The sequence below is a fragment of the Polaromonas sp. YR568 genome (genome assembly GCF_900116715.1).
Classification (GTDB): domain Bacteria; phylum Pseudomonadota; class Gammaproteobacteria; order Burkholderiales; family Burkholderiaceae_C; genus Polaromonas.
In genome coordinates this window covers 50,602-75,078 of sequence record NZ_FPBM01000008.1, presented here as the reverse complement: position 1 = coordinate 75,078, position 24,477 = coordinate 50,602, and the positions used below count along the sequence as shown (strand labels likewise).

General features: G+C 58.4%; 22 protein-coding genes. 13 read left to right on the top strand and 9 right to left on the bottom strand.

Annotation, left to right across the window (positions count from 1 at the left end; translation table 11 throughout):
- Positions 1-98: 98 nt before the first annotated feature.
- From BM408_RS16670 to tviB, 5 genes are all read right to left on the bottom strand, one after another.
- Positions 99-1,319: an ABC transporter ATP-binding protein gene (locus BM408_RS16670; protein WP_254774854.1), complete on the bottom strand. Its 1,221-nt coding sequence runs from the start codon at positions 1,317-1,319 to the stop codon at positions 99-101.
- A 9-nt stretch (positions 1,320-1,328) separates the two neighbouring features.
- Positions 1,329-2,159, bottom strand: coding sequence for an ABC transporter permease (locus tag BM408_RS16665; protein WP_092131120.1), 831 nt, complete (start codon positions 2,157-2,159; stop codon positions 1,329-1,331).
- Positions 2,160-2,348: 189 nt separating this feature from the next.
- Positions 2,349-3,473, bottom strand: a complete 1,125-nt coding sequence (locus BM408_RS16660; protein WP_175541822.1) for a putative sugar O-methyltransferase — start codon at positions 3,471-3,473, stop codon at positions 2,349-2,351.
- Between the two features lie 32 nt (positions 3,474-3,505).
- The gene (locus tag BM408_RS16655) at positions 3,506-4,537 is read right to left on the bottom strand and encodes an SDR family oxidoreductase (RefSeq protein WP_092131116.1); all 1,032 of its coding nucleotides are present in this window, start codon (positions 4,535-4,537) and stop codon (positions 3,506-3,508) included.
- Between the two features lies 1 nt (position 4,538).
- The gene (gene tviB / locus BM408_RS16650; protein WP_092131114.1) at positions 4,539-5,816 is read right to left on the bottom strand and encodes a Vi polysaccharide biosynthesis UDP-N-acetylglucosamine C-6 dehydrogenase TviB; all 1,278 of its coding nucleotides are present in this window, start codon (positions 5,814-5,816) and stop codon (positions 4,539-4,541) included.
- Between the two features lie 260 nt (positions 5,817-6,076).
- On the opposite strand from tviB, the gene BM408_RS16645 reads away from it, so the two are divergent.
- The 13 genes from BM408_RS16645 (at position 6,077) to slmA (ending at position 20,918) form a co-directional block, all read left to right on the top strand.
- On the top strand, positions 6,077-6,805 hold the full coding sequence (locus BM408_RS16645; RefSeq protein ID WP_092131112.1) for a class I SAM-dependent methyltransferase: 729 nt from the start codon (positions 6,077-6,079) through the stop codon (positions 6,803-6,805).
- Between the two features lie 7 nt (positions 6,806-6,812).
- The gene (locus BM408_RS16640; protein ID WP_092131110.1) at positions 6,813-8,537 is read left to right on the top strand and encodes a glycosyltransferase; all 1,725 of its coding nucleotides are present in this window, start codon (positions 6,813-6,815) and stop codon (positions 8,535-8,537) included.
- Positions 8,534-8,941 carry a GtrA family protein gene (locus BM408_RS16635; protein ID WP_092131108.1) on the top strand — a complete coding sequence of 136 codons (408 nt, stop codon included), beginning with the start codon at positions 8,534-8,536 and terminating at the stop codon, positions 8,939-8,941. The genes BM408_RS16640 and BM408_RS16635 overlap by 4 nt, the downstream gene beginning before the upstream one ends.
- A gap of 52 nt (positions 8,942-8,993) precedes the next feature.
- Positions 8,994-10,370, top strand: coding sequence for a hypothetical protein (locus tag BM408_RS16630; RefSeq protein WP_092131106.1), 1,377 nt, complete (start codon positions 8,994-8,996; stop codon positions 10,368-10,370).
- A gap of 340 nt (positions 10,371-10,710) precedes the next feature.
- Positions 10,711-11,967: a hypothetical protein gene (locus tag BM408_RS16625; protein WP_092131104.1), complete on the top strand. Its 1,257-nt coding sequence runs from the start codon at positions 10,711-10,713 to the stop codon at positions 11,965-11,967.
- A gap of 12 nt (positions 11,968-11,979) precedes the next feature.
- A complete protein-coding gene (locus tag BM408_RS16620) occupies positions 11,980-13,428 on the top strand; it encodes an MATE family efflux transporter (RefSeq protein WP_139237366.1) in 1,449 nt (482 codons plus the stop codon).
- Entirely contained in the window at positions 13,425-13,976 is a 552-nt protein-coding gene (locus BM408_RS23235) for a serine O-acetyltransferase (RefSeq protein ID WP_305790678.1), read from the top strand. Before BM408_RS16620 ends, BM408_RS23235 begins: the two co-directional genes overlap by 4 nt.
- A 1-nt stretch (position 13,977) precedes the next feature.
- Positions 13,978-15,828, top strand: coding sequence for an NAD-dependent epimerase/dehydratase family protein (locus tag BM408_RS23270; RefSeq protein ID WP_371327023.1), 1,851 nt, complete (start codon positions 13,978-13,980; stop codon positions 15,826-15,828).
- Positions 15,829-15,831: 3 nt separating this feature from the next.
- On the top strand, positions 15,832-16,713 hold the full coding sequence (locus BM408_RS16605) for an NAD-dependent epimerase/dehydratase family protein (RefSeq protein WP_217649440.1): 882 nt from the start codon (positions 15,832-15,834) through the stop codon (positions 16,711-16,713).
- A 91-nt stretch (positions 16,714-16,804) separates the two neighbouring features.
- Positions 16,805-17,701 (top strand): acetylglutamate kinase, encoded by an 897-nt coding sequence (argB, locus tag BM408_RS16600; protein WP_092131100.1) that lies wholly within the window; start codon positions 16,805-16,807, stop codon positions 17,699-17,701.
- Positions 17,702-17,850: 149 nt separating this feature from the next.
- Positions 17,851-18,552: a response regulator gene (locus BM408_RS16595; RefSeq protein ID WP_092131098.1), complete on the top strand. Its 702-nt coding sequence runs from the start codon at positions 17,851-17,853 to the stop codon at positions 18,550-18,552.
- Positions 18,553-18,659: 107 nt separating this feature from the next.
- The gene (locus tag BM408_RS16590; RefSeq protein WP_092131405.1) at positions 18,660-20,099 is read left to right on the top strand and encodes a sensor histidine kinase; all 1,440 of its coding nucleotides are present in this window, start codon (positions 18,660-18,662) and stop codon (positions 20,097-20,099) included.
- Between the two features lie 168 nt (positions 20,100-20,267).
- Positions 20,268-20,918 carry a nucleoid occlusion factor SlmA gene (gene slmA, locus BM408_RS16585; RefSeq protein ID WP_092131096.1) on the top strand — a complete coding sequence of 217 codons (651 nt, stop codon included), beginning with the start codon at positions 20,268-20,270 and terminating at the stop codon, positions 20,916-20,918.
- 122 nt (positions 20,919-21,040) lie between these two features.
- Here the strand turns inward: slmA and manD are convergent, their stop codons facing one another.
- The 4 genes from manD to BM408_RS16565 are packed head-to-tail and all read right to left on the bottom strand — an operon-like array spanning position 21,041 to position 24,423.
- The gene (manD, locus tag BM408_RS16580; protein ID WP_092131094.1) at positions 21,041-22,252 is read right to left on the bottom strand and encodes a D-mannonate dehydratase ManD; all 1,212 of its coding nucleotides are present in this window, start codon (positions 22,250-22,252) and stop codon (positions 21,041-21,043) included.
- Between the two features lie 52 nt (positions 22,253-22,304).
- Positions 22,305-23,105, bottom strand: a complete 801-nt coding sequence (locus BM408_RS16575; protein ID WP_092131092.1) for an amino acid ABC transporter ATP-binding protein — start codon at positions 23,103-23,105, stop codon at positions 22,305-22,307.
- A complete protein-coding gene (locus BM408_RS16570) occupies positions 23,102-23,761 on the bottom strand; it encodes an amino acid ABC transporter permease (RefSeq protein WP_092131090.1) in 660 nt (219 codons plus the stop codon). Before BM408_RS16570 ends, BM408_RS16575 begins: the two co-directional genes overlap by 4 nt.
- The gene (locus tag BM408_RS16565; RefSeq protein WP_092131088.1) at positions 23,758-24,423 is read right to left on the bottom strand and encodes an amino acid ABC transporter permease; all 666 of its coding nucleotides are present in this window, start codon (positions 24,421-24,423) and stop codon (positions 23,758-23,760) included. Before BM408_RS16565 ends, BM408_RS16570 begins: the two co-directional genes overlap by 4 nt.
- Between the last annotated feature and the right edge of the window lie 54 nt (positions 24,424-24,477).

Here is a 24,477-nt window from a genome sequence, read left to right as displayed (position 1 = left end):
AATTCGCACGCTTGGATCACACTTTGGCAAACGAGGCAGGCGAAATAACCATGCCACGCGTCGTATCAGAAATCCCCACCTTGAATTTCCCTGCGCGATCAACTTGCACTCCAATCCTGATCCAGATGAAACAAGCCGACCTGATAATCTTTCCCTGATTCGGAGTAGTTCCCAGCCATCACCGTAAACGCGATTGCGCGGTTGATTTTGTCCTGCAGATAGCCGTTTTGCCAAAGGGATACGTCGGCGCTGTAGTCCCCGGGCATCAAAGGTAGTTTGGGAATGGTGCAGTTTGCAACGCCATGCGTTCCTTCGAACATCAATTCGTGCTTGGCTGATTCGCTTGTCAGCAGAGTGATCACTCTGTCCATGTTGTCGCGGATGGCAAATCGCGCGATGATGCCCCCTTTTATAGGCTTATCAGATGCAAGCGAGAATTTGACTATTGCCGCACGTCCTGTGGAAAGCGGCCTGTCTGACTCATCAGACAAAGTCAAACCGACAATTCTTACTTTACCCTCGCCACTTCGATCTTGCCTGTCTGCGATTTCAGAGACTGCAGCGTTCGTGGCCGAGGAAAGATAAGACGGCACAACATCTTCAGCCAGGCCGTCCAGCTTCATTCTTCCGGACTCCAGCCATATCGCTCTTGTGCAAAGCGAAAGGATGGCATCCATTTGGTGACTGACAAACAGCACGGTTCGCCCTTCCGAGGCCACCGTATTCATCCGGCCCAGGCACTTGCGCTGAAACTCGGCGTCTCCGACCGCAAGCACTTCATCAATCACCAGAATTTCGGGGTCCAGGTGTGCCGCTACGGCAAAACCCAGCCGGACGCGCATTCCGCTCGAGTACCGCTTGACTGGTGTGTCCAGAAATTCTTCGACGCCCGAAAAAGCCACGATCTCATCAAATTTTCGGGCGACTTCACGGTGTGTCATCCCGAGCAAAATCCCGTTCATGAACACATTCTCGCGGCCGGTCAACTCGGGGTGAAAACCGGTGCCGACCTCCAGCAATGAGCCTATCCGGCCGCGCACACTGATCCGCCCTTCGTCAGGCGTGGTGATCCGGCTCAAGAGCTTGAGGAGAGTACTCTTGCCGGCGCCGTTGCGCCCTACGATGCCCAGAACCTCACCTTCCTTCAACCCAAAGGAGATATCGCGAAGCGCCCAAAATCCCTTGTCTTTTTCCGAGGCCGGGCCGCGCTGCCGCGAAAACATTCCAGCCAGGTTGTCACGCAAGGTCTGGTAAGGCTGTATACCTCCCAGTCGGTAATATTTGCCAACACCTTCAAGGCTTAAAACTGAATCTGTCATGAGTGGTTGTTAGAGGCGGTCAACAAAGTCTTTTTCGAAGTGGGAAAAATAAACCAGTCCGCTGACGGCAAGAACCAGAATCGAGAGCGACGAAACCACGAGACTGGTCATATCCGGCGGGCGCACGCCCAGCAATGACCAGCGAAATCCGTCAATCACACTGACCATGGGATTCAGCATGAAAAGCCATTTCCAGCCTTCCGGAATCATGGAGGTTGGATAAATCACCGGAGTGATGAACATCCAGATCTGCGTCAAGAAAGGCATGGCCTGCTGAACGTCGCGGTATTTCGCATTGACGGCGCTAAGCCAAAGGGCGACCGCCATTGCCGACAGAAGCGCCAGCAGAATGAATACGGGCGCCAACAGAACTTCCCAGCGGGGCCACACACCGTACCATGCCATCAGCGATACAAGAATGGCCAGGGAGATCACGAAATCCACCAGTCCAGAGAGGATGGAAGAGAGCGGGGCGATCAACCGGGGAAAGTAAATCTTTCCCATCATGCCGCCCATGGTGACCATACTGGTGCTGCCTTGTGTCAATGCCTTGGCAAAAAGCTGCCATGGCAGCAGAGCGGTCATCACGAACACGGGGTATGGGAGGTTGTCCGAGGGCAAGCCGCCGAGTTTTCCAAAGATGACGGTGAACACAACCATCGTCAGCAACGGCTGGAGCAAGGCCCACATCACCCCTATGGCGGTTTGTTTGTAGCGGATCTTGATATCGCGGGTAACCAGGATCCAGATAAGCTCGCGAAAACTCCACAATTCACGAAGATTGGGAAGCCCCCAACCTTTATGGCTGGTGATAGTTATGGTAGTGAGATTTTTTTGCATAACATGTAGGCGCGGGGTGCGGCAACGACGCGCTCCTTAACCGCTCGGCAATAAGATCCGGCAGATTCGATGGTCTGGTGTGCCGGCCGCATCCAAGGAGGCGACGTTGCCGTACAGTTGTGGCATCCTCAGCTCCTCCATATTGACTTTTTAGATGCGCTTTTTTCAGCTGCGGGAACGTCAGCGTTCTTACACCCGGCGCTGGAACAGCATGTGGTGGTCTTGGAGCGGCTTGCCATTGATGCGCTCCACAGGAGTCTGGTCGATCAGGTCAAGGCTAGGCAGGCCTGATTTGTAGTGATCCAGGGTTGTGACCTGCAGAATCCCCAAGTCACCAGGTGCTTTTGCGCGCTTTCCGCCTTTGAGGTTTTCCGCCAGATACGCCCACTCGCAGGTCGCATCCACATATTGCAGGTAGTTTTGAACAACAGACGGCTCCATCTCGTGGAAGCTCGCGGAATTCCAGAAGAGACTGACCGGGCTGGTTGCAAGCAGCGGCATTTTGAAGTTGCCCAGTATGTGAATATGACCGGGTTTGATGGACTTCAAATCAGTCCAATGCTGGGTCTCGCGATAGGACACGACTTTTCCCGGAAAGACGGTTTGCAGGTACTGTTCAGCCACATACAGTTGCGGCGGAATGTCAAAAAGCAGGTAGGCACTCTCGGGGTGCAATTTGAAGAAAATCTCCGTCTGCCGGCCCATTCCGCTCCCAAGTTCCGCGATCACGGGCAGATCGTTGAAATTCACAAAGCGGCTGATATAGGCATACTGAAGATAGTATTGAATCATCTGCCTGCTGTATAGCCGGCCTTCTATCTCCACAACCCCTTCTGGATTGCCGGCCACTGACATGGAAAATTCGGAAAGGGGGCGGGCATTGCTTCCTCGGGCGTATTCGTTCGCATAGGCATAACCGAGCCGGACGTACGTTTCAAAATCGAGAGCATCGACGGTCTTTATATAGCGCGACAGATATTTATCAATGCGTTCAGCCAGTTTGGTGATGGGCTGGGTGTTAAATGGCCATTGCTTGAAAAGCCGGTGGTTTCGCAGCATGAGTTCCGCGACCGGATGAACGAAATCCACCGCGCCGAACGAGCGGAATACCAGGTTCTTCTGGCGCCTCATATCCGTGAGGCCATGCGCCTTGAGCTCGCCCATGAAGCGTGGTTCGTACGCTGCCCAGTAATTGGTCGGCTGAAAAGACGGATCCGCCTGCTTGAGTCCGGACATCATCAAGCTCAGCAGGGCTTCATCGCTTGGCACTTGCAAGGGGGCGGAGGTGTTCGGCGTTTGAATGTCGTTTTTCATGGCGTTAATGTTTTTGTGTATTGAGGGCGGCTTCATTCGCAGTGGCGGACATACCAATCAATTGCGTCTTTCATTCCCCTGCGAATGTCATAGCTCGGGGTGTATCCCAGCAGCGTTGCGGCCTTGCTGATATCTGCCAGCGAGTGTCTCACATCGCCTTGACGGAAATCTCGGTACACAGGACCGGCCTGAGCGAGATGGGGAAACCGGGGAAGCAGGTTTAGCCGGATGCATTCATACAGCTCGTTAAGGGACGTACGATCACCCACCGCGACGTTGTAGACCTGATTGGCCGCGTCGGGAGCCGATGTGGCGGCCAGTAGGTTGGCCTGGACGACATTTGCGATATAGCAAAAGTCCCGGCTGGTCTGCCCATCCCCGTTGATAAAGACTTCGGTTCCCTTGACCATGGATGCGGCCCATTTGGGGATAACTGCGGCATATGCGCCATCGGGATCCTGGCGTGGCCCGAAAACGTTGAAATACCGCAGGCCAATCGTCTGTAGCCCGTATGTCTTATTAAAGACATCAGCATAAAGCTCATTGACGTACTTGGTGACGGCATACGGCGACAGGGGTTTGCCGATCGTGTCTTCAACCTTGGGCAGCGCGAGATGGTCGCCGTAGGTCGAACTCGATGCCGCATACACAAAACGCCGGGTACCGGCGTCCCGTGCCGCGACCAGCATATTGAGGAAACCCGTGACGTTAACGCTGTTGGTGGTGATGGGGTCGTTGATAGAGCGCGGAACGCTTCCCAGCGCGGCTTGGTGCAGAACATAGTCGACACCGGAGCACGCGGCGCCGCAGTCTTCAGGGTTGCGGATATCGCCCTCCATGAACCGAAAGTTGGCCCATTGCGCGGGCGAGACAAGCGATTCCACTTCTTCGAGGTTGCGTCGGTGGCCCGTCGCAAAGTTGTCCAGTCCGATAACGCGCTGATCGAGCTTGAGAAGGTGTTCAAGCAAATTGCTGCCGATAAAGCCAGCCACCCCCGTCACCAGCCAGGTGGCCGGGTGAGAGGCAAGGTGGGCTTGCAGTTGTTGGTACTTGCTGGCCGACATGTTAAAGCCGTAGGTCCGATGCCTGTGCCGGAAGCAGGTATTTCAGGTCGTAGAGGACGTGGGTGGCGGCCCCCAGTTTTCGTATGGCGGCTTCGCCCATTTCCTTGAATTGATGGTGGGCCACGGCCAGAATGATGGCGTCATAGGTGCCGGTTTCCGGCTCTGCCACCAGCGAGATGCCGTATTCGTGCTGTGCTTCATCGGCGGCGGCCCAAGGGTCGCAGACGTCGACGACGCAGTTGTAGTCCTTGAGCTCTGCCACCACGTCGATGACCCGGGTGTTGCGCAGGTCGGGGCAGTTTTCCTTGAAGGTCAGGCCCATGACCAGTACTTTTGCGCCGTCAACGTGGATACGCCGCTTGGTCATCGCCTTCACGAGTTGGGCCACCACATAGGCGCCCATGCCGTCGTTGAGCCGTCTGCCGGCGAGAATGATTTCCGGGTGGTAGCCGATGGACTGGGCCTTGTGGGTGAGGTAGTACGGATCCACGCCGATGCAGTGACCTCCCACCAGGCCGGGGCGAAACGGAAGAAAATTCCACTTGCTGCCGGCTGCCTGCAACACAGCTTCGGTATCGATGCCCATGCGGTTGAAAATGATAGCCAGTTCATTGATCAGCGCGATGTTGAGGTCGCGCTGGGTGTTCTCGATGACCTTGGCGGCTTCGGCGACCTTGATGCTGCTGGCCTTGTGCGTTCCCGCCACGATGATTTCGTTATAGAGGCGGTCGACAAGGTCGGCGGTTTCAGGTGTCGATCCGGAAGTGACCTTTTTGATGTTGACCAGGCGATGCTGCTTGTCGCCCGGGTTGATGCGTTCGGGGGAGTAGCCGGCAAAAAAATCCCGATTGAAAACGAGGCCTGAAAACTTCTCGAGGACAGGAACGCAATCTTCTTCGGTTGCACCTGGATAAACGGTGGATTCGTAAATAACGATATCCCCGGGCTTTAAGACTTTTCCTATCAGTTCGCTTGCCCGCAAAAGGGGCGTCAGGTCAGGCCGCTTGTGTTCGTCTATCGGGGTGGGTACGGTCACAATGAAGCAGTTTGCTTCTTCCAGGGCCGAAACCTCCGTCGTGAACGAAAGGAAGCTGGCTGATCGCAGTTCTTCAGGTTCAGTCTCGAGCGTGCAATCCAATCCGCGCAATAGCTGATCAATGCGGGCTTGGCTTATATCAAAGCCGATGACTGGTCGCTTCTTGCCGAACTCCACTGCCAAAGGGAGTCCGACATAACCCAATCCCACGACGGCTATTTTTATGTTTGATAGATCGGTCACAGCAAGGCAACTTGTCCTTTGAATATCGATCCGAAGGATTGTACGAGAATGAAAACTTGCATCAATTTGGATGCGGTATGCTTACCATTTCCTCTCCGTACTGGAAGCTGATCTTCCTTCGTACTCAAGTACCGTCACTTTTTGACTGATGTTCACTTTGGCGGCGAATTCTGGGTGCCATATTTTGGTTACGGCGGCACCGGAGTTTGCTGGCCGTGGCCGGGTGAGTGGGTTTGTTAACTGCTGAGTTGGTTTGAAGTATGGATAAAAATTTCTATCGAATTTTTTTTGAGGTTCAAAAGCGCCATTGGTGGTTTGTTGGCAAGAAGAACGTCGTCCTCGATCTTATCTCGCGCCTGGTGCCGAAGACGGAACACCCAACAATACTTGATATTGGCTGTGGCAGCGGGTTAATGCTCGGTGCTTTGGAGCAGATCGGCGAAACGAGTGGCATGGACATGTCTGACGACGCCATAAACTTCAGCCGCGAGATCTTTAGCGGGCTGGTGAAAAAAGGAATGCTGCCGGACGCCGTGCCTTATCCGGACAAATACTTTTCTCTTGTGACTGCTTTGGATGTCATTGAACATGTAGAAGACGACCGGGCAGCACTAAGTGCCATCTACGCAAAAATGGCGCCGAATGGCCGCGGCGTCATCACGGTTCCTGCCTTTATGTTTCTTTGGTCAGAGCATGATGTGCTCAATGAGCACAAGCGCCGCTACAGGCTGGACGACCTCAGAACCAAGCTGCTTGATGCAGGCTTTACTATTGAGAAGCTGTCTTACTTCAACACTTTTCTCTTTCCGCTGATTAGCTTGGTGCGGATCGCCAACAACTTGCTGAGGCGTAAAGGAGGTTCGGATGTTGAGCTCCCCCCCTCCTTCATTAACTACACACTAAAAAAGATCTTTGGCGCGGAGAAATATTTTCTGAGATTTTTGAATTTTCCGTTTGGCGTCTCTTTGTTAGCCGTAGTGCGCAAGTAGAGGGCAGATGAATATGGTTATAGGACAAGGTGCCATCGCCGACAGGTTCGCGTACTATGCGCTGCAATCCGCATATTTGATCTTTGCCGGGACCGTTCATAACTCCCAGAGCATTGACGATGCCGCGATCGACGCGGAAGAAGCCTTGATGGCAGAGGCCCTGGCGACCATTAAAGCGCCGACTGTTCTCGTTTATTTCAGTTCTTGCAGTATCGAAGAGCTGGCAGCCTCTCAGTCTCCTTATGTAGCACATAAGCAGCGCATGGAGCGGCTCATTCTTTCGTCAGGGGTTCGCCACCTGATATTTCGCTTGCCGCAGCTGATAGCTCCCTCAGGGCAAGGCGGTCTGGTGGACGTTTTCGCCGATGCAATTCAAAGTGGTGCGCGACTTGACGTATGGAAAGGTGCCACAAGAAATTTCATCGACATTGATGATGTCTACAGAATTGTGCATAAGCTTCTTGCCGATGGACGGCATGTCAACCAGCTTATCAATGTTGCCAGCTCTCGCCCAACGGAGGTCTCGGAGTTGATCGGTGTGCTGGAACACTACTTCGGCAGAGCCGGCAATTACAACTATGTAGAACGAGGAACTCACTCGGTCATAGACGTAAATGCGATTGCAGCCACCGTCAATGAACTCGGCATCGATTTTGATTCTGAATACTTATGGAAAGGCGTGAATAAATATTACGCCCATCGCATTACGTCTCCTCTATTGCTGTCAGTGATCATTCCGACTTATAACCAGAGTGCTGGCATTGATGAGTTTTACAGGCGAACCAAAGCAGTGCTCACGCGTCTCGCTCCGCGCTTCGCGCATGAGCTGATTTTTGTGAACGACTTCAGTGCAGACGATACCTACCTTAAGCTGAAAAAGCTCGCAATGCTGGATCCCGCCGTGAAGGTGGTGAATTTCGCCCGAAATTTTGGCAATCAGATTGCTATCACGGCGGGTGTCGATTATTGCCGGGGCGACCTGGCCGTGATCATTGATGACGACCTTCAGGATCCTCCGGAAATAATATTGGACTTTATAGCCAAGTGGTCGGAAGGCTTTAAGGTGGTTTATGGGGTGCGGCCAAAGCGGCAGGGCACTAACTTTTTCTTTCGCCTCCTTGCAAAGACCTTCTACAGGTTAATACGGCGTCTGAGCGATACCAATATTCCGAACGACACGGGCGATTTCAGATTGATAGACAAGGTGGTTATCGATCAGTTGAGGCTTATGAAGGAAGAAAATCGCTACTACCGCGGCATGGTTGCGTGGGTTGGGTTTCCGCAGACGGGATATGTTTATGAGCGTGACAGGCGTTATGCCGGTACGTCCAATTTTTCGCCACAAAAATACATAAGTTTTGCGCTCAACGGACTTACATCATTTACAGATAAGCCTCTGTACTTTTCCAGTTTGTTTGGATTTGTGATGACTGGGGCGGCGTTTGTGTTGGCGCTGTACCTGACGATAGCCAAATTGTTGAACCCGGAAATGTCGATACAAGGCTGGACTTCCATGGTCGTTGTGATGATGTTTTTTGGGGGGATACAGCTTTTTTCCATTGGTGTCTTGGGGATTTACATCAGCAAAATATATAGAGAGGTGAAGCAGCGCCCACTTTTCATTGTGCAAGAACTCCTGAACATTGATGAAAATCAACCACCCATGGACCCAAAAATACTCCATGGCAAGCCGGACAAGGTTGCCGGTGCAACTGCTACGTTGCCCGAATGAACCGCATCTTCGCAGTGCCTCAAATCGTCCGGTTTCTTTTGGTCGGGGTTTTGAATACTGCCATGGGTTTTGCTGTATTTGCGGTGGCAGCTTTTTTAACGCAAGGAAATATCGCGATCAGCCTGGCATCAAACATAGTTGTTGGAATCTTTTTCAATTTTCTTACTTACGGTTTGGGCGTTTTCAATAGCCTGGGAAAAGTTCAATTCCTGAAATTTGTGCTGGCTTATCTAAGCCTCTATTTCATAAATTACACAGCGCTGAGCTTTTTGAGGGGGCATGGACTGAATATCTATCTGGCCCAACTCATCAACATTGTGTATCTGGCCCCGCTCTCCTATTTAATTTTCAACCGACTGGTATTCGTGCGCAGAGCTGGAAATGTCCACGTATCCCGTTCATAGGTCGGCCCAAAAAATTTGATACCGGCATTGTTGACTATCACTTGATCGAATAATGAAAACAGCCAATTCAGCGGGGCGCCACGCGTTTGCCCTTGTAGACCTGGGCTTCCTGATTGTCTTTGTGGCGTGGATTCCGGTCTTTTTAGCCAAGACCTATGTCATCGATGATCTTGTCGCATTTAGTGCCGATGGGCAAAGAAGCTATTTCCAGATATTGACGGAAAGCCACGGATGGGCTGGCACCGCTTTCTATCGCCCGGTCATTGATCTATTAACCAAATTTTTACTCCAGGTCTCGGGGGGAGATTTCTATTGGTTCAAGTTAGCGCAGATGGCCTTTTTTGCGACTGCATTGGGCATGCTGAGAGGCACTTTGCGTCGATTGCAGTTTGGCCCCGCGATCACGCTAGGCAGCCTTTGTTTGGTGGTGGGTTCGATCGCGGTTCAAGATGCATTCCTGTGGTGGGTGAACATAGGTATGGCGCTGGTATTGATTTCGTTCCTGGCGGCTCTTAACCTCCTGATCGATGTCGAGAATGACGAAAAAACGCTAGCCAGAGGGTTGAGCTACAAAACCATGATGAGCTTGGGCTGCATATCGGCCGTTGCTATATTTTCCAAGGAAGTCGGGTTGATTGTGCTTTTCATGGGCTTGGTGGCTGCGTATCGTTACAAAGCGTGGACACTTGCGGGTGGACTGTTTTTGCTGTTTGCGGCGTTTGTCGCTGCCCGAATCTTTTTTATAGGCAGTGTCGGCAGCCCGGATGGATTTATTGCGTCGGGAGGACTTGGAACGCGGTTTCTGGAGAGCAGTGCGTTGCGCGAGATATTTGATGGTAATAAGTACCTCTATTACATGCACAACGTCGTTGTTCAAACTGTCTATATTTTCTTTAAACAACCCATCAACGGGCAATTTTTAATCCACCGCGGATTGTTGGGATTCTGGACGGTGGCATATGTTCTTTCGTGCCTGGTGATGATCGTTTACACGCTACGCGCGAAGCCGTTGCTGCGCTCTTACTTTTTCTTGATTTTGTTTGCAGCGATTCTTCTTAATGGGACTTTGAGTTTTCCATACCCTCGGCAACGAATAATGATAGTGGGCGATATTTCGTTTTGCTTGTTGATTGGAATGGCCGCGCTGGCATGGATGCAAGACGCCAGTCGTCATAGTGGGAAATCGGCCTCGCAAGTATTCCGTGCCGTTGTGCCTTTAGCCCTTGTTGTCATATATGGGGTCTCTCTGATGACGGGCTATAGAACGCTTTCGGCGACTTACAGTTCGGGTCTGAATGAAATGCATGCCTTCCTCGCTGGTGATCACACCACGCTATTTGAGGGGGCCAAGAAGGTAGACGGAATAGACGAACGGGTCTATTCTCTTGCAGCGTCCCATTACCGCGATATGCTGGCGTTACTTCGTTAGGCGGTGGTCCTTTACGAATCGCCTTGAAATTTGAGAGGGCGCGTGCGTCTTGCAACTGATGTCTATGTTCATCGGATACCGTGCCGGCGACGGAGCAGGTACATGCAAACAGACTTTGTTGTGACGCGCTGCAGCCTGCCTTGCCGCCATTTAAGTTAACCAGTCCAGGCTCGAACCGCATAGGCCGAGTTAGAAGCCACGGGACATGGCTACATGCTCATACCCTTATGCGGCACAATCTCACTCTTGGTTTCAAGTCGTAGCAAGCACCTGAAAAGGCCGACGCGGCCCAATGAAGAATGCAGAGGTGCCGTCACGGGCGGCTGATGAAGAAAGAAGCATGGAACCCCGAACCAGTAAATTGATCGTTGCGCTGCTCGCCGTTGCGCTGCTTTTCCCGCTGTTCTTCCAGCTTTCCGGCGGTATCTACAACAGCCTGAAATTCGTCACCGATTCCGGAGGCGTGCTCGGTACATTGCCTTTGCCGCTGTCGATAGGCGCATGTGTTTTAGGTGTGTTCGCGCTCCGCAGGAACTTCCGTCAAGCCGTGCCAGCGGCGGTTTTTATCGCGGCGTTTGCCGCGGGCATGCTGTTGTCACTGGTATTTGCCACGCAAGGTCTGCATATTGAAAAACGCAAGCTTCTGCTGGCGGCGCAATTCCTGCTTCCTACCATGGGGCTAGTGCTCGGGCAACTGGTCCGCGATGAGGACAATGTGATTGCACGGGCCTTTATGTGGGTTCTGATCCTGCTGGTGCCTTTTCAGCTGGTGGCGGGATGGTTGCAGAACACGTTGACATTGACGCACTACCTGTATTTCTTCAGTATTTACCAGCATTTCCAGTTCGTGCCGGTTATTTTTGTGGTGGCTTTCGGCTTCGCCATGGTGCATCTTTGGGATCAAAATAAGGCTTTGCTGCGTTGCCTGACTGCGGTCATGGGTGTCTATGCGATCGCCAGCGCGTCTTTCCTGGCGATCGGCTTCTACGTCGGCTCCGTCCTGGTCTTCTTTGCACGAAAAATGATGCGGCTCAAGACCGAACGGCTGGGGAGTTTTGTGGCGTTTGGGCTGAGCATCGTCGCGGGGGTTCTGGTCGTTGGCATGTATTACGGTATCGCCAAAACGAATACCAGCATTGTTGATGACAACGGGCAGTATGTCGGCAAGTTCCAGACGCTGGTGGAAGGCAAGATACCGGTGAACATCCGAGACCGTTTTGGCGACTGGGCGCTGTTTCTGAATGGAATCACCGAGAACACCCGCACCGTGGTGTTCGGGCACGTGGAGCCTTTTTCACGCGAAGTCAAAACAAGTGCCCACAATTGGTACCTCGACTTCACGTATAGCTTCGGTCTGATTTCGCTGCTGCCAATGCTCGGGCTGATCGCCTTTACCGCGCACCTGGTTTGGCGCCGCCGCATATCCATCCCGGACCGGACTTGGTGGCTTGTGGCAATGGTGGCTTTCCTGGTGTTGGTCGATAGCAACTTCAAGGTCACGCTGAGGCAGCCTTATCCGGGCATATTTGCCTATTTCCTGTGGGGCTTGCTCCTGTCGCGCCTGCAGGCGGCACCGGCCGCCAGGCTGGACGCATAGCAGCGCCATCGCATGCGCTCACTCCTGGCAAGCCTTCGCGGCGGGGTTTTGGCAAGCACGGCAGGTGTGTTCGGCTCGGCCTTCTTGTGGTTGCTTAGTTTCAAGGCCATTGCCTTCTGGATGGGGCCGGAGGGCGTGGGCTTGTTTTCCCAGCTACGGCAGATGGCGCAGGCCGCCACGGTGGGCGCTACGTTCGGCGGCACGAATGCCGTGGTGCAGGGGCTCGCCGAACGCGAGGGCGAAGCCGAGCGCAGGCAGCTTCGCGCGACGGCCTCACGCCTGATCGGCGCCTCGGGTTTGGTGGTGGCCCTGGTGATCGCCGCCGCGGCGCCCTTCCTGACTCAATTTTTCCTGGCCTCAAGTGCGCCGGATCTTGTGGCAACCGTGCGCTGGATCGCGCTGGCGGTCCTGCTCAACGTGGGTGGAACCTACGCCCTCGCCGTGCTCAATGGCTATCGCTCCTATCTCTATCTGGCGCTGGCGCAGGTCGCCGGCCCGGCCGCGCTGGTCATGGTCCTGGCTATCGCCGGATGGTGGCGCCTGCCGCATGACCCCCTGATTCTTGCCACCGCATTTGTGGTGTGCTTCGGCGTGACTTTTCTGGCGGGCGCTCTCGGCGTATCGCGTTTGCCGGGGCTCTCGGCAGCCTTGCGGCCCGGGGCCCTACCCAAGGCGCAAAGCCGGGCCTTTATCCGGTTTGCTGTCTCTAACCTCGTGGCCGCGCTATCAACCACCGTGGCCCTGCTCCTGGTCCGCTCGTGGGTGATCGAAGCAAAAGGGCTGGCTTTCGCCGGCCTGTTCGACGCTGGCTGGACCCTGACTTTTAACTACACCACCCTATTTCTGACGGCCTGCAGCGCCATATACCTTCCCCGGTTGACGGCAGCCGTGCGTCCCGAAGACCGCAGGGCCTGCATGCTCAGAACGGCCTACCTTGTGCTGGGTGTCGGCATTCTTGCCTGCCATGCGATAGTGTTGCTCAAGGAGCCGCTGATCAGCCTGCTTTACAGCCCGGCATTTCAGGCCTCGGGCGAGGTCCTCACGGTGCTGGTCATTGCAGTCATGTTCCGCGGCGTGTCCTGGGTTTATGGAGCGCTGATATTGGCGACTCGAAGCTCGCGGGTTCTTGTGGTTTCAGATGTGGCCCTGAATTTGCTGCTGCTTGCGTCAACGCGCTACGCGCTCGACCGCTTCGGGTCACTGGAGGCCTTGAGCTGGGCTTTCGTGCTGCCGAATTTTCTTTACCTGGTATTCGTGGTGGAATATGCGTGTCGCCACAACCGGCTGATGCGCCGCCTTGATGTCTGGCCTCTTTTGCTGGTCGGTACCTTGCCACTGTTCTACGTGGCCCTGTCCGGTTCGCAATGGGCTCATTCCGGGCCGGTGAGGTGGGTGAGCATGGCGGTCGGCCTGGGCGCGGCGGGTGCCGCGCTTCTTGCCTACAAGAAGGTGATTCAGTGAAAAAACTGCGGTTGGATATCGAGCGTTATTACGGCATGCGGGGCCACGTGGGCACCGTGTCCACTTCCATGCTGCTGCGCGGTTGTCTCAATCCTCGCATGGCGCCGGTTGTCCTGCTTCGCCTCGCGGAATTTTTTCATACACGTGGCTTCGGCCTTTTGGCGAAACTGTTCTCGACGCTGAACGTCCTTGTGTTTGGTATCGAGGTTTCCCCGCAGGTACAAATAGGCGGTGGCCTGTTTCTGCCGCATACCGTGGGGACCGTCATAGGCGCGGAACGCATCGGTGAAAACTGCACCATCATGCAGGGGGTGACCCTGGGTACCAGTGAGCCGGACATGGGCTTTACCGTGGACAGGCGACCTGTCGTCGGCAGCCATGTGCTTATCGGCTCGGGCGCCAAGATTATTGGACGCATTGTGATTGGCGACTACGCCAGGATAGGCGCCAATGCCGTGGTGTTGCGCGACGTGCCGGACCACGCGCTGGCTGTGGGAGTTCCCGCCAAAGTTGTGGACCTCCCAACCGAGAAAATCGAAAACCTTTGACATGAATCCGATACGTATCAGTGCCTCGCTGGTCCTTTTTAAGCCGGACCTGGCGACGGTGGAGCGCACCTTGCGCGCCTTGCAGGAAGCGGGGCGGCTTGCCGGCACGCATTATTCGCTTCAGCTGGGCTTGACCTTCGTCGACAATTCGGCCGACGACGCGGAATACAGTCGTATTGCAAGCTGGCTGGAGGGTGTTCAGGCGGCGATCCCGGACTGGACGCTGCAATTGCAACGTTCGGAAGGCAACGTCGGCTACGGCCGGGGCAACAACCTCGTTATTGCGAACGCCCGCTCCGATTACCACCTGGTCGTCAACCCCGACCTCTTTGTGAACGTCACGGCTCTGCTGGAAGCCCTGCGCTTCATGGAGGAGCACAGGGATGTCGGGCTGCTGACGCCTGCTGTTTTCGGTGAAGAGGGCGAACGCCACTACCTATGCAAACGCAACCCGACCTTGTTCGTCATGTTCCTGCGCAGCTTTGCGCCGGTGTGGCTGCAAAAGAAGCTGGAATTTCTGATTCACGAATTCGAGATGCGGGATTGCGATTATGAAAAACCCATTCATCCCGTCGAGTACCCCACCGGTTGCTTCATGTTTTTCCGCACCGCGCCCTTGCAGAAAATCGGTGGCTTTGACCCCGATTTCTTCTTGCACTATGAAGACGCCGATATCGGCCGGCGCATGCTGCGGGTCGCGCGGATTGTTTACGTGCCCGCCGTGCGGGTCGTTCACCAGTGGGCCCGGGATACGCACCGCTCCCTGGGGGCCAAACTAGGCACCGTCAAGTCGGGCTGGCTTTACTGGCGCAAATGGGGTGGGTTTTTCAGAAACAAGCCGTCGGCAGAGCTCAAGCCGCCCGCCGCCATCGGGCAGCCGGAGCTAGCGCCGGCAGGGCAGCGGATTCTGGTGACAGGCGCCAATGGCTTCATCGGCCAGGCCCTGTGTACGGCCTTGTCGTCACAGGGGTACAGCGTGCGCGGGGTCGTCCGGAAAAAAAAGGCGAACGGACAGCCCGGCGTGTCGGAGCACTGGGTGCTCGACGAGGTGGACGAGCACACCGATTGGGCGGCCGCGCTTTCCGGAGTTGACAGCGTCGTCCATCTCGCCGCCCGTGTTCACCAGATGCGCGACACAGCCGCCGACCCCATGGCTGAATTTCGCCGGGTGAATGTGGCACTCGCCCTTAACCTGGCGCGCCAGGCCGCCAAAGCGGGCGTGCGGCGGTTTGTTTTCATGAGCTCGGTGAAGGTCAACGGAGAGACAACGGTGGTCGGTCAGCCTTTTACGGCCGACGATGAGCCCAAGCCGATGGACCCATACGGCGTGTCCAAGTTCGAGGCGGAGCAGGCCCTGATCCAGTTGGCTGCTGAGACCGGCCTGGAGCTTGTGATCGTGCGCCCCGTTCTGGTGTACGGCCCTGGTGTCAAGGCGAACTTTCATGAAATGATGCGCTGGGTGTTCAAAGGGGTCCCCTTGCCGCTGGGGGCGCTGGATAACCGGCGCAGCTTTGTCGCCATCGACAATGTGGTTGACCTGATCTCCGTCTGCCTGCACCACCCGCAAGCGGCCAACCAGGTGTTCCTGGTCAGCGACGGGGAAGATCTGACCGTGTCGGACTTGCTGCGGCGCACGGCCGCAGCGTTGGCCAGGCCGGCAAGGCTGCTGCCTGTGCCCATATTTGTGCTGAGAATGGGCGGACGATTGTTGGGCAAGGAGCTGGTCGTTCAGCGGCTTTGCGACACACTGCAGGTCGACATCGAAAAAACGCAACGCCTGCTCGGCTGGAACCCGCCTCTTTCCGTGGATGCGGCTCTCAAAAAAACCGCGCAGCAACTGCGAGATGAATAAGCTATGAGCGAAAGCCTGAAGACGGTTTTTGTCACCGGAGCCACCAGCACGATAGGCTCTCTGCTGATGCCCATGCTGGCCGAGCGCGGTGTTTCGGCCGTAGCGCTGGGCAGAAAGCGCCCTGCGGACCAGTCTGGGGACGCCTGGCATCCTCTTGACCTTACCGACACCGCCGCCGGCTTGCCCGGTATCCAAGCCGGCACTCTCATTCACACCGCCAGCCTGTGGCTGCTGCCCGGCTGGCTCGAAAAATTCCACGCCCGTGGCGTGCGGCGTGTCATTGCGTTCAGCTCGACCAGCCGGTTCACCAAGCAGGCATCGGCCAGCCCCTACGAGCTGGAAGTGGTCAACAAACTCATCGCGGCTGAAGACCACCTGGTGGCCGAGTGCGAGCGCCTGGGCATGGCCTGGACGATTTTCCGGCCCACGCTGATTTACGGCGGCGCTGGCGGGGACCGCAATGTCGCCGACATCGCGCGGCTGATTCGCCGCTTCGGCTTCTTCCCGCGCTTTGGCCAGGCCATAGGCCGCCGCCAGCCGGTGAATGCGCGCGACCTGGCCCTGGCCTGTGTGCAAAGCCTGGACGCGCCCGCAAGCTACAACAAGGCCTACAACCTCAGCGGTGGCGAAACACTGGCGTATGTCGACATGGTGCGGCGTATCTTTGAAACCATAGGCCACAAGCCGGTTTTTATCCCCGTCCCGATCTGGGCCTTCCGCCTCGCTGTGCGGCTGGCCCGCCTGCATCCTCGCTTTGCGCACCTGACGGCCGACATGGCCTTGCGCATGCAGGCCGACCTGGTGTTCGACCACCAGGACGCCTCGCGTGACTTTGGCTACCAGCCGGGCCGGTTCGACCCGGCCTACCTGAACAGCTTGCGCTGACCGCCCACGATCAACATCGCGCTGCCCCGGCAATGCTGCACAATTGCGCCATCTTCCCTTTTTAAGCCTCTTGGCCATGAGCGACACCCCCATGACTGATCCCGATCTCTCCCACGTCGGCCCGCGCGACAAGGCCGAAATTCTGGCCCAGGCGCTGCCCTACATCCGCAAATTCCACGGCAAGACCCTGGTCATCAAATATGGCGGCAATGCCATGACGGACCCGGCCCTGCAGGCCGACTTTGCCGAAGACGTGGTGCTGCTCAAGCTGGTGGGCATGAACCCGGTTGTGGTGCACGGCGGCGGCCCGCAGATTGAAGCGGCGCTTAACCGCCTGGGCAAAAAAGGCCACTTCATCCAGGGCATGCGCGTCACCGACGAGGAAACCATGGAGGTTGTCGAGTGGGTGCTGGCCGGCCAGGTGCAGCAGGACATCGTCGGCCTGATCAACCAGGCCGGCGGCAAGGCCGTGGGCCTGACCGGGCGCGACGGCGGCATGATCCGGGCGCAAAAGCTCAAGATGCTGGACAAGGACGACGCCAGCAAGGAGCACGACATCGGCTTTGTCGGCGACATCGTCAGCATTGACCCCAGCGTGGTCAAAGCCCTGCAGGACGACGCTTTCATCCCGGTGATCAGCCCGATCGGCTTCGGCGAAGCCAACGAAAGCTACAACATCAATGCCGACGTCGTGGCCGGCAAGCTGGCCACGGTGCTCAAGGCCGAAAAGCTGGTGCTGCTCACCAACACCCCCGGCGTGCTGAACAAGGCGGGCGAGTTGCTCACCGACCTGAGCGCCCGCGAGATCGACGAGCTGTTTGCCGACGGCACGATTTCCGGCGGCATGCTGCCCAAGATCGAAGGCGCGCTGGACGCGGCCAAAAGCGGCGTGAACGCGGTCCACATCATTGACGGCCGTGTGCCGCACGCCATGCTGCTGGAAATCCTGACCGACCAGGCCTACGGGACCATGATCCGCTCGCACTGAAGCCATAGCGGGATGCGGGCTGGCCCGCCGTCAGCCTGGTGAAAGTGCGACTCTGTCAGACTGCGGGCTGGCTTAGTGGCGCGGGGCTCCCAAAAAGGACAGGCTGCGGCACTTTCTCTCGGCATTGGCGGCGAACCGGACAATTCGTGATGCGCTTACTTCTGGTTGAAGACGACGTGATGGTGGCCAGCGGCATCAAGCTGGGGCTCAGCGACGCCGGTTACGCGGTCGACTGGGTCGGCAGCGCCGAGCGGGCCGAGGAAGTCCTGCAAGGCGAAACCTTTGACGCCGCCATCATCGACATCGGCCTGCCGCGCATCGACGGGCTCGAACTCACACGGCGCCTGCGGCGCGGCGGCCTGGCCATGCCGGTGCTCATCCTCACCGCGCGCGACGCCCTGCAAGACCGCGTCCAGGGGCTGGACCTGGGCGCCGACGACTACATGGTCAAACCCTTTGAGCTGCCCGAGTTGCTGGCGCGCCTGCGCGCGCTGCTGCGCCGCTCGCAGGCCGCCACCAGCGCTACCTTGAGCTTCGGCGCGCTGGAACTCGACACCGCCAACCGCGAAGCCCGCGCCAACGGCCAGTTGATAGAGCTCGGCCCGCGCGAATGGACAGTGATGGAGTATTTGCTGATCCACGCCCCCAAGCCCGCCAGCAAAGACAAGCTTCTGCAGGCCATGACCGGTTGGGACAAGGAAATCACGCCCAACGCCATCGAGGTCTATATCTCGCGCCTGCGCGGCAAGCTGGAGCCGCACGGCATCGCCGTGCGCTCGATCCGCGGTTTTGGCTACCGCCTTGAACTGGTGGAAGCCGCGCCCGGCCTGCCCGGCGCAGGCGCCGAATAAGCAGGCAGCGCATGAACGCCCCCGGCCGCTCCTGGGCCGCCCGCCTGAGGGCCCGACTGGGCGCCCTGGCCGGCCGCAGCGGCAACAGCCGCCTTGTGCCCGCCGCCATGAAGTCCGGCCTGCAGCGCCGCTTGCTGTTGCTGCTGCTGATCCCGCTGGGCATCTTTGCGCTGGTGAGCATTTACTTTGATTACCAGACCGCCGGCAACGTGGCCTTGCAAAAAGACCAGCAGCTCGCGCGCCTGATTCCCTTGCTGGCCGATTCGGTCGTGGCGCCCGGCATTACGTCGGGGCGTGAACCCCTGCTGCTGCTGGCGCCCGCCGTGGAAGATTTCCTCAAGGGCCGCACCGGCTCCGTCGGTTTTCGTTTGTCGGATGCAGAGGGCGAATTCCTGGCAGGCGAAGCCTGGATGCCCGAACTGCTGCCGGCCACGCACGACATCGAGTTCCACAGCCTGGAGCATCAGGGTGTGATTTACCGCATCGCGGTCCAGCGCACCCGCACCGCCGCCGGCGAGCTGATCGTGCAGCTGGCCGACGGTTCCGACCCGCGCCAGCAGTGGGTGCGCTCGGTGCTGCTCAAGGTGCTGCTGCCCAACTTCATCCTGGTGGTGGTGGCGGGCTTTGCCCTCAACTGGGCGGTGACGCGCGCGCTCAAGCCGCTGATCGAGCTCAAGGACGCGGTGGAGCGCCGCAGCCCACGCGACCTGAGCGCGATTGACCCGCTCACCACACCGGCCGAGGTGCGGCCCCTGGTCAGCGCCCTGAACCGCCTGTTCGGCCTGGTCAACGACCAGGCCGAGGGTCAGCGCCGATTTGTGGCCGACGCGGCGCACCAGCTGCGCACGCCGCTGGCGGGGCTGCAGGCGCAGGTCGAAGCTTGGGCACAGGCGGCCAAGGTGGGGCAGGCGGCGGGTTCGGACGGTGCCGTCACCCTGCCCGCTGAAAAGATCATCAAGCTGCGCAACGCCACCCGCCGCACCTCGCAGCTGGCCAACCAGCTGCTGGCGCTGTCGCGCGCCGACGCGTCGGCCGCCGCCGCCCAGCCCATGCAGCGGGTGGATTTGAAGGACCTGTGCGAATCCATCCTGCCGCTGCACCTGGACGCCGCCACCCGCAAAGGCATAGACCTGGGGCTGGACGCCCAGCCGGCGCAGGCCAGCGGCTATGAATGGCTGTTGCGCGAGCTGCTGGGCAACCTGGTGGACAACGCCGTCAAATACACGCCGGCCGGCGGCACGGTCACCATCCGCTGCGGGCCCAGCGCGGGCCCGCCAGCCGGCGCGGATTCGCAGCCGGACCCGGACCATCCGCGCCGGGGCGTGTTTCTGGAGGTCGAAGACGACGGCCCCGGCATCGCCCCTGAAGAGCGCGGCAAGGCCCTGGAACGCTTCTACCGGGTTCTGGGCACGGTGGGGGAGGGCAACGGCCTGGGCCTGGCCATTGCCAATGAAATCGCCCGGGTTCACCGCTCCCAGCTGGAGCTGGATGACGCCACCGCGGACGCCTCAGGCCCGCGCGGACTGCGGGTGCGGCTGAGTTTGTAGTTAGCTCGCCACAGTGAGCGCTTGCTGTTACGAAACAGAACATTGTGTCTCCGTCTCATGGACGAAAACCCGGACACTTCAAGCCCCTGAACTGTCACTTGCCTGTGCGAGAATCAATTGCAACGATTCCCGGTTTTTTGAAACATTCTTCATTTCCTCCCATCGCCTATGTCCGACTTAGCGTCTGAATCCGAAGTGAACCCGCAGGCCACGCCAGCTTCTGCCGAGCCTGCGGCGCGCAAGCGCCCCAAGCCGGGCGAGCGCCGGGTCCAGATCCTCCAGGCGTTGGCGACCATGCTGGAGCAGCCGGGCGCCGAGCGCATCACCACCTCGGCCCTGGCGGCCAAGCTGGACGTCAGCGAAGCGGCCCTGTACCGCCATTTCGCCAGCAAGGCGCAGATGTTTGAAGGCCTGATCGAATTCATCGAGCAAAGCGTCTTCACCCTGATCAATCAGATCGGCGAACGCGAACCCGACCATTCAGCCCGCACCCGCAAGCTGGTCATCATGATCCTGCAGTTCGCCGAAAAGAACCCCGGCATGACCCGTGTGATGGTGGGCGATGCCCTGGTCTTTGAAAACGACCGCCTGCAAGAGCGCATGAACCAGTTCTTCGACAAACTGGAATCCAGCCTCAAGCAAAGCCTGCGCGACGCAGCCGCCGCCAGCGGCGCGGCGACACCCACGGTAGACGCCCAGGTGCGCGCCTCCGTCATCGTCGCTTTCATGGTGGGGCGCCTGCAGCGCTTTGCCCGCTCAGGCTTCAAACGCCTGCCGTCGGAGCACCTCGAAGCCAGCCTGGCCACGATCCTGGCCTAAGACAAGGGCGGGCTCCTATCTAGTGGGGGCCGCGGAACTGGCTTTGCCAGGCCGCAGGCGCCCGTCCCCTGCAAGGGGAAAAGGCGCGACACGAAGTGCGCGACCGATAGGGGTGAGCTAGTTCACCAATTCCATAAAGTACCGTCGTGCTGCAACCGGTTCACCGGCAGATAGGCACGCTGGTAAGGGTATTTGGCCGCCAGCTTTTCATCTATCTCCACGCCGTGGCCCGGTGTTTCGCCGCAGTGCATAAAGCCTTTCTCAAAGCGGTAGTTGTGCGGGAAGACCTCGTCGGTCTGCTCGGTATGGCGCATGTACTCCTGCACGCCGAAATTGGGCACCCAGGTGTCAAAGTGCAGCGCCGCACCCATGCACACCGGTGACAGATCCGTCGCGCCGTGGCAGCCGGTGCGCACCTGGTACATCGAGGCGAAGTCGGCAATCCGCCGCAGGTGGGTGATGCCGCCGGCATGCACCACCGTCGCACGTATGTAGTCGATCAGCTGGTTCTGGATCAAGTCCTTGCAGTCCCAGATGGTGTTGAAAATCTCGCCCACCGCCAGCGGCGTGGTGGTGTGCTGGCGGATCAGGCGGAAAGCTTCCTGGTTTTCGGCCGGCGTGGCGTCTTCCAGCCAGAACAGGTGAAACGGCTCCAGCGACTTGCCCAGGCGGCCCGCCTCAATGGGCGTGAGGCGGTGGTGTGCGTCGTGCAGCAAATGGATGTCCGGCCCCACGGCCTGGCGCACCGCGTCAAACAGTTTGGGCGTGTGCAGCAGGTATTTTTCGCTGCTCCAGTCGTGCTCGCTGGGCAGGTTGCCGTCCGCCGGCTCGTAAAACATGCTGCCCTTGCCCACGCCGTAGACCTTCTCCAGGCCCGGCACGCCGCTTTGCGCGCGAATGGCCTGGTAGCCCATTTCCTTGTAGCGCAACACCTCGTCCACTGTGTGGGCGATGTCGCTGCCGTTGGCGTGGCCGTACACCATCACGCCGTTGCGGCTGCGCCCGCCCAGCAGCTGGTACAGCGGCAGGCCGGCCGCCTTGGCCTTGATGTCCCAGAGGGCGGTGTCCACCGCGGCAATCGCGCTCATGGTCACCGGGCCGCGCCGCCAGTAGGCGCCCTTGTAAAGGTATTGCCAGATGTCCTCAATCTGGTGCGGGTCGCGGCCGATCAGGCAAGGGATGACGTGCTCGGTCAGGTAGCTCACGACGGCCAGTTCGCGGCCGTTGAGCGTGGCGTCGCCGATGCCGGTCAGGCCTTCGTCGGTTTCAATCTTGAGGGTGACGAAGTTGCGGCCGGGGCTACAGACAATGACGCGGGCGTTGGTGATTTTCATGAAAAGTCAGTGGGGTAATAAAAGAAAAATAAGCAGGGGCTGGCAAGTGGGGTCAGCCGTTCCATCCCAGGTGGCCGAGGAAGTCGCGCGTGCGGGCCACCGTCGGGTTCTCGAAGATCTGCGCAGGCGGGCCTTCTTCCAGGATGGCGCCGTTCTCAAACACCACCACCCAGTTCGCCACACGCTGCGCAAAACTCATTTCGTGCGTGACGACGATCATGGTCATGCCTTCCTGGGCCAGCTTCTTCATCACGTTGAGCACCTCGCCCACGGTTTCCGGGTCCAGCGCCGAGGTGGGTTCGTCGAACAGCATCACCTCCGGCTCCATCGCCAGCGCGCGGGCAATCGCCACGCGTTGCTGCTGGCCGCCCGAGAGGTTGGCCGGAAAGTTGCCGGCCTTGGACTCGAGCCCGACTTTCTCCAGCAGCACCATGGCGCGTTTGCGCGCGTCGGCCTCACTCATGCCCAGCACGGTGATAGGGCCCATGGCCACGTTGTCCAGCGCCGTCTTGTGCGGAAACAGCTCAAAGCTCTGGAACACCATGCCCATGCGCTGGCGCACCTTGCGCACCTCGGTTTCACGCGTCGGCAGGGGGATGCCGTCCAGCAGCACGCGCCCGCCGTTGAGGGTTTCGAGCGCGTTGGTGCAACGCAGCAGCGTCGACTTGCCCGAGCCGGACGGCCCGATCAGGCACATCACCTCGCCCTTGTTGACCTGCAGCGAGACGCCGTTGAGCGCCACAAAATCGCCGTACATCTTGCGCACGTTTTCGTAAACCAGCACGGGCGGCTGGTCGGCCCCCTTGCGCGGGGCGGCAGCAGTGCCGGTGTTATGTTGGGTAGCTGATGTCATTCCTTGACTCCGTATTTTTTGTGGATCCAGTCCACGAGTTTTGCCTGGGGGTAGCCCATCAGCCAGTAAATCGCGGCCATGGCGGTCAGCATTTCCAGCACCCGGAAGGTCTGGGCGCGTATCTGCATCGAGGTATAGGCCAGCTCGCTGACGGCAATCACCGACACCAGCGAGGTGTCCTTGAACAGCGAAATCCAGGTGCTGGCCAGCACCGGCAGGATGCGCCGCGCCGCCTGTGGGATCACCACCTTGAACATGGCCTGGCGGCGTGACATGCCCATTGCGAGAGCTGCCTCCATCTGCCCCTTGCGGATGGAGTTGATGCCGGCGCGGAAGGTCTCGGCGTTGTAGGCCGAGATGTTGAGCACCAGCGCTACCAAGGCCGTCGTGAGCGCCGAGAACTGTACGTCAAACGCGATGGGCATCACGTAGAAGGCCCAGTAGATCACCAGGATCAGCGGCAGGTTGCGGAAAAACTCCACAAAGGCCAGCGAGACCGAACTCAGCAGCTTGTTGGATGACAGGCGCATCAGCGCCAGCAGGATGCCGCCGGGCACAGCCAGCAGCATGGTCAGCACCGTCAGGCCCACGGTCATGAGCGCGCCGTCCCACAGCGCGCCGCGATGCGTCCAGATGACGTTCCAGTCGAAATTCATGAGCGCCCCAGGTGTGCGAGTTTTTGGTACATGCGGTCGACGAGGCGGGTGACCGGGAACAGCACCAGGAAATACAGCACCATGACGGCCGTGAACACCTCCACCGGCCGGTAGCTCTGGCCGGCCACGGTTTCGGCGCGGTGCATCAGTTCGGGCACGGCAATCACGGTGGCGATGGCCGTGTCCTTGATCGCCATGGTCAGCACCGAGCCGAAGGCCGGCAGCATGCGGATGGTGGCTTGCGGCAGGATGATCTTGCGCAGGATTTGCGCACGCGACATGCCCAGCGCCAGCCCGGCGCGTGTTTGCCCGGGCCGTATCGATTCAATGCCGGCGCGGATGATCTCGGAGGCATAGGCCGCGATGTGCAGCGTCAGCCCCACCAGCGCGGCCCAGAAAGGCGGAAAGGTCACGCCCGCCAGCAGCGGGAAGGCAAAGTAAATCCACACCAGCACCACCAGGATGGGGATGGCGCGCATGGTGTCGACGTAAAAAATCAGCACGCGGCTGAGCCAGCGCGGGCCGTACAGGCGCAGCAATGCGATCACCAGCCCCGACAGGATGCTGGTCACCGCGCTGATCACGCTGAGCAGGACGGTGATGCCGAGCCCGCCGGCGAAGAAACGCCAGTTCTCGATGATCGGTGAGAAATCCACGTCCATGGGGTTCGTCCGGGGTTGAGGGAAAGGAAGAAAGGAGAAGAGGAGAGAAGGAGA